Origin of the sequence: Moorena sp. SIO2C4, assembly GCF_010672485.1 — a bacterium.
Classification (GTDB): domain Bacteria; phylum Cyanobacteriota; class Cyanobacteriia; order Cyanobacteriales; family Coleofasciculaceae; genus Moorena; species Moorena producens.
This window is the reverse complement of record NZ_JAAHGN010000542.1, coordinates 1-4,995: the sequence shown is the minus strand read 5'-3', so window position 1 is coordinate 4,995 and position 4,995 is coordinate 1. Positions and strand designations below refer to the sequence as shown.

The window sequence follows — 4,995 nt, the reverse complement described above, 5'->3', positions numbered from 1 at the left end:
AATCCGTTCTTCAGCAGCTGCTCGGTCATACTCCGTTAACAAAGTGAAGGTACCATCTTTACTTAGGTGATAGTTGCCCACTGCTGCAATTGTCTCAGCATAGCCTTGCTCTCTGAGGAGTTTTCCCCGATCGGGGTTTTCAGGATCGGGGATAGGGACTAGAACGCAACTTCCAGACTGGATGTCGTCTTCATCCCAATCTGATTCACCTTCCCAACTCATGCGAAAGGGATGCAAGGCAGTTGTGGGATCAATGTTGTATAGTTTGCAAATGTCAATCACAGCTGAGTCATCAGCCTCAAGGGCAACGATATCAATAGTTGACCGTATTTCCTCAAAGTGACTAAACGCTAAGTGATGACCGCTGCGTTGCGATCGCCAACGTCCAATAGAACGTTCTATAAATTCAGTAAGCTCCATCTGCTATGTGTAGTTTAATTTAAAAAAGTTAACAATTTTGTTTGCGTATAGCAGCTGAATGATCAGCGGGGGTGGTGTTGTAGCTCACGCAAACCTAGTAAATTAGAGCCTTTACCCGGATTTACATCTTCAGTTATACACCGTGGCTCCAATCCTTCAACATTAGTAATTGTAAACTTTTGTGACAGTTATGTGTGGAGACCAGAATTAGTATCAACGGAAACATAAATGTTAACTGTTTACAGTTAACTATAAACAGTATTTATATTATTTATCATAGTAATGAGGTACACAGGATTTGTTTCCGATTCCCGATTCCCGATTCCCGATTCCCGATTCCCGATTCCCGATTCCCGATTCCCGATTCCCGATTCCCGATTCCCATTAACCCAGAACGAAATTACCTCACCTAATTGATAAATGCTAGGCTAATTATCAAGCTTTTTGTTCTACCCCAAATCCTACTAGCACCACCTTGTCTAGGGGTTCGCTTTCTGGAGGACGCTGGTAATTGATAATTTTGCGGATTCTTAAGTTGGGATTGATCAGGGTAATGGAATCAACAGATACCACACGGGTATAGTAGGTGGTCATCAAAAGTTCTAGTTTATTGGTATCGAAGCTAAAATGAGCGACTTTAGGTTTAGCTTCTTCGTAGGCGCGATCGCGTAAATAATCTCCCTCTAGAATCATTGATTCTTGAACCTGAGGGACAAAAAGCATATTCAGTTGTTGGGACACCCGTTCACCTTTTTCAGAAACTGTCTCGAAACCAAGATGATAACCACACAGATCATTGATATTAGGTAAGTCAGGTTGCTGATTATCCATCAACACCTTAGTTTTGAGGGGAGAAGACAGGGGTTCAATGGTGAATTCTGTAAGGGAGCGCTCTACCTGCTGGTGAGTCAGATTATGATAGGTACGTTGTGCCACCCAGCTTCCTACACAGCAATCAAAGAAGTATTTAAATTTGGATATGGACATGGTTTTGTTGATTTATTTATTTTAAATTTATTTATTTTAAATTGTTACTAGCTATTATATTTTTTATAGTTTTAATTATGAGTTATTGGTTTAGCTAAATTTTTTCAATTGATTAATTAAATGATCGAAATAGGGTGCTATTGTGTCTAGTTCAGATAATCGCTTTAAACTAGCAGCCTTTATGCCTTCTAATCCTAATACCATTGCAGGGATTGGGACTTGCAATTCTTTGTACAACAAGTTCATATAGTGCAGTCCTTCAGCACTAGTAAACTGGGTGCTACTGCCAGCAATCCCATAGGTAATACAGCGGAGGAAATGCCAAAAATCTCGCCAACAGGCTTCTGCTCGTGGGGCGGGATAAAGACTACCTCCTGGTTTAGTAATATCAGGATATTGAGCCAATACGGTTTCCCGCGCTTCGGAAACGATATCAGAAGCGTTATCCCGCAAAAATTTGGCTGTATTGATTAAGGGTTCCGTATCTGGTGAACATGCTTTAATCTGGTGCAAGTCATCATCGGTAAGATAGCGACGGTGATCATCAGCTACCTGGAAATGCTCGATAATCTCTGGGGGATAGGAGTCTTGCCAGTTGGCAAAGCTGACAATTCTGGCTTTGGTAATTAGTTCTTTGATATAGTCGCTTAATTGAGTCGTCATGGTTGATCTTTGTTGAAGGTTTAAGGTTGAAGGTTGTTCGGTGTAGGGTCGGTTTAGGGTAGGTTGTTCGCTTAGCGTGGCCTATTGGCCAAGGTTGAAGGTTGAAAGTTGAAGGTTGACCTTATGGTTAATTTTTGTTGAAGGTTTAAGGTTTAAGGTTGACCTTACCATCTCATCAACGCAACGGTTCACAAAAACTATAAAGTGAACTAGCCTTAGCTACTAGGGGAAGCTAGGGTTAGTTCACTTGATGAGAATTATACTAAATTATGATAATCTTTGATTAAATCTGTTAAGAAATGTAAAAAAAGCTGGCTCTGTAGTGCTATGGACATCCGCCAAATCGAAATCTCTCTCAAAAGTCCAAATGCTCAGGATCGCCTCAGGGCACTTACTGCTTTGAGAGAGTATGGTTCAGATGTAGCTGTTCCCCTACTCACAAGTAAACTCAAGGACCCAGAGTTTTTAGTGCGCTCCTTTGTGGCAATGGGACTGGGGAATAAACGGACTGACGAGTCCTATGCTGCGTTATTAAATTTGATGCAATTTGATACCGACCCCAATGTCAGGGCAGAAGCTTCCAATTCCTTGTCCAAGTATGGAGAGGTGTCAATATCTCATCTAGTCACTAGCTTTCAACAGGATGATCACTGGCTGGTGCGCCGTAGCATTCTTGCTGCTTTGGTGGAAATGTCTTGTCCAGAAGAACTCTATAGTATTTGTATTTGCGGCTTAGCAGGGGAAGACCCAACTGTCCGAGAAGCAGGAATTGATGCCCTAGGGTTACTGGCTGGTACTGTTAAGGAAACTGAGGCATTGCAGCAAATTCTGGCTCTGAAAGATGCACAATGGTGGCGTATTCGGATGCATGTTGCCCGTGCCCTCAAACGATTTGATTCCCCCGATGCTAAAGCAGCATTGGCAGAACTGATGAAGGATGAAGAGCATCGGGTGGTAGCTGCTGCTTTAGATAGTTCCCTCTAGAGCATCGGTTTGGTGATCAGATTTAGGGAGTCGGGAGTCGCAAAACAGCGCCGACCTGTGGGGGTTACCCTCATGACCGACTGCATCAAGAGGGGGTAATTGACACTCCCCGTCCTGTAAGAACGGGGATTCTTACTTCAACGAGCCGACTTGCTCAGCCAGGTCGGAACCAGAAAGAGTAGAGGCCGATTCTTCATAAGCGTTCTGATCATAGATCTAGGTTTCGGTGTGCCCCACCGTACCTTCTTTTTTTTTATATAGATAGATAGGTACTTTTTTTATCTAAATTTTTCATAGACGTTCAAGTCGTTAGACGGAATCACGCAATCTGCACTCTTTTGCCGATTTTTTACGTTGTCTACTTATTGTTAGATAATATCTATCTAATCTTTTAGTTTATTGTTTATAATTTTATAGTAGCACACCTAGTACAAACTGTCAATACAAAGTCTTAAGAAAAAGCCGTCCTAGAAGGACGGGGCTTTAAACCCAAATCTTTTGGTAAATTGAATTTACCGAATAATTTTGAAAAATTATATATAAATATGAGGCGTTGCGTCAGTCTTGGAATTAATAGGAGTAGACTGGGCATCCTGCCCGCGCGAAAATAAGCAGGAAACTGGCAAGATGCCAGTTCTACACCTGATGCCCATTCCACGCAAACATGCCCATTCTAGAGGTGCGCTTAAAATCATGCCATTATTAAGCAAGGCCAAAAATTTTACAAGGAGTGGGGCTCGTGATCAGTTCTGAAAATTGGTTGTATCCCATGCTTAATTAACAGCCGTATTATATGGATTGGATAATACAGGAAAGCTAGCACTCTAGGCAGGGACAGTAACGCCCAATCTGCTTCGTTGGGCATGACGGTAACAAACAAACTGTTTTTTAGCCAATGGAGACAGTACATCACTCTGTCATGCAGACGCTCTCTCATGGTGAAGTAGAAGCGATGATTGTAGGACAAGAAAAAAGCCCAAAACCCTTTTGCTTCTGAGAGCTTAGGGCCGACTTCAAAGTCACGGAAAAGTTGTGATCGTACTTCGATAGCGAGGGATTGGGAGACTGGTTGGGTTTGCAATTTATTTAAGACTATCTGTGGCAATGTGATTCCCAGCAAATCCCTGACTAGGCAAAGGTCAAGCAAGAGCATGCGTTCACAACCGAGCTTTTCAGCCTCTGCCAGTACTCTGCGCCAATCTAACTGCGGATGAGAACGCAGTAGTTCAGCAACGTCGCATAACTGAGCCAGACGTACACTCCAGTGACAACAGTCTTTGCCCAATTGCACACAGAGAATTAACAGCATCTGTTCTGGCGAGATAGTAGAGACTGTCTTACCAGCAAGGGATAGAGGCTCAAGATGCGATCGCAAATACTCAAAATCTAATGGCAAACAGAATAAATCGGGTACAATCCCCTCGTGAAGGTCAATACAGACTCGACTCTTTTTATCCACAAAGTGATACTCCCAGCCTAGGTCTTTTTGCAATTGATACCCTTGAGACAGGAGTAATTCTTTAACTGTGGGGATGTCGTGCTTATCAACCAGGATGTCTAAGTCACCAAACTGCCGCAGCCCCAGATTGCCGTAAACTGAAACAGCAAGGGTAGGGCCTTTGAAGGGGATAGCAGAAATTCCGTGTTTCTCCAGAAGAGTCAGGAGCTTGAGTAGTTTCTGAATCAGAAATGTGTTGTGTACTACTAAGTGCTGGAAATAATCTCGGAGTTGTTTGAGGATGTTCTGGGGAACCAGGTATGGGCAGGTATTTTTGAGACTATTGTACAGCAGCGGTAAGATCCAAATAATGGACTTTATACGTACAAATAAGGCATAGAATAATAAATTTCAAGAAAAATCACTTGTAATTTGTAAGATATATGTTTATTTGTGAATAATAATATTAACACTTAAATCACTAAAAATGAAAAGATTATTTG

The 4,995-nt window shown here is 42.2% G+C and carries 6 protein-coding genes; 2 read left to right on the top strand and 4 right to left on the bottom strand.

What is annotated here, in order from left to right:
- Positions 1–420, bottom strand: a 420-nt coding sequence (locus F6K20_RS23955; RefSeq protein WP_287296287.1) for a phycobiliprotein lyase, incomplete at its 3' end; no start/stop codon positions are given.
- A 282-nt stretch (positions 421–702) separates the two neighbouring features.
- Here F6K20_RS23955 and F6K20_RS23950 point away from each other — a divergent pair.
- Positions 703–837: a hypothetical protein gene (locus tag F6K20_RS23950; RefSeq protein ID WP_287296285.1), complete on the top strand. Its 135-nt coding sequence runs from the start codon at positions 703–705 to the stop codon at positions 835–837.
- Between the two features lie 18 nt (positions 838–855).
- On the opposite strand, the gene F6K20_RS23945 is transcribed toward F6K20_RS23950, so the two are convergent.
- A complete protein-coding gene (locus tag F6K20_RS23945; RefSeq protein WP_287296283.1) occupies positions 856–1,407 on the bottom strand; it encodes a phycobiliprotein lyase in 552 nt (183 codons plus the stop codon).
- Between the two features lie 90 nt (positions 1,408–1,497).
- Complete coding sequence (locus tag F6K20_RS23940; protein WP_287296281.1) at positions 1,498–2,070, bottom strand: bilin-binding protein; 573 nt, start codon at positions 2,068–2,070, stop codon at positions 1,498–1,500.
- A gap of 327 nt (positions 2,071–2,397) precedes the next feature.
- On the opposite strand from F6K20_RS23940, the gene F6K20_RS23935 reads away from it, so the two are divergent.
- On the top strand, positions 2,398–3,054 hold the full coding sequence (locus F6K20_RS23935; RefSeq protein ID WP_287296291.1) for a HEAT repeat domain-containing protein: 657 nt from the start codon (positions 2,398–2,400) through the stop codon (positions 3,052–3,054).
- Positions 3,055–3,775: 721 nt separating this feature from the next.
- On the opposite strand, the gene F6K20_RS23930 is transcribed toward F6K20_RS23935, so the two are convergent.
- Positions 3,776–4,843 carry a nucleotidyltransferase domain-containing protein gene (locus tag F6K20_RS23930; protein ID WP_287296289.1) on the bottom strand — a complete coding sequence of 356 codons (1,068 nt, stop codon included), beginning with the start codon at positions 4,841–4,843 and terminating at the stop codon, positions 3,776–3,778.
- Positions 4,844–4,995: the final 152 nt, after the last annotated feature.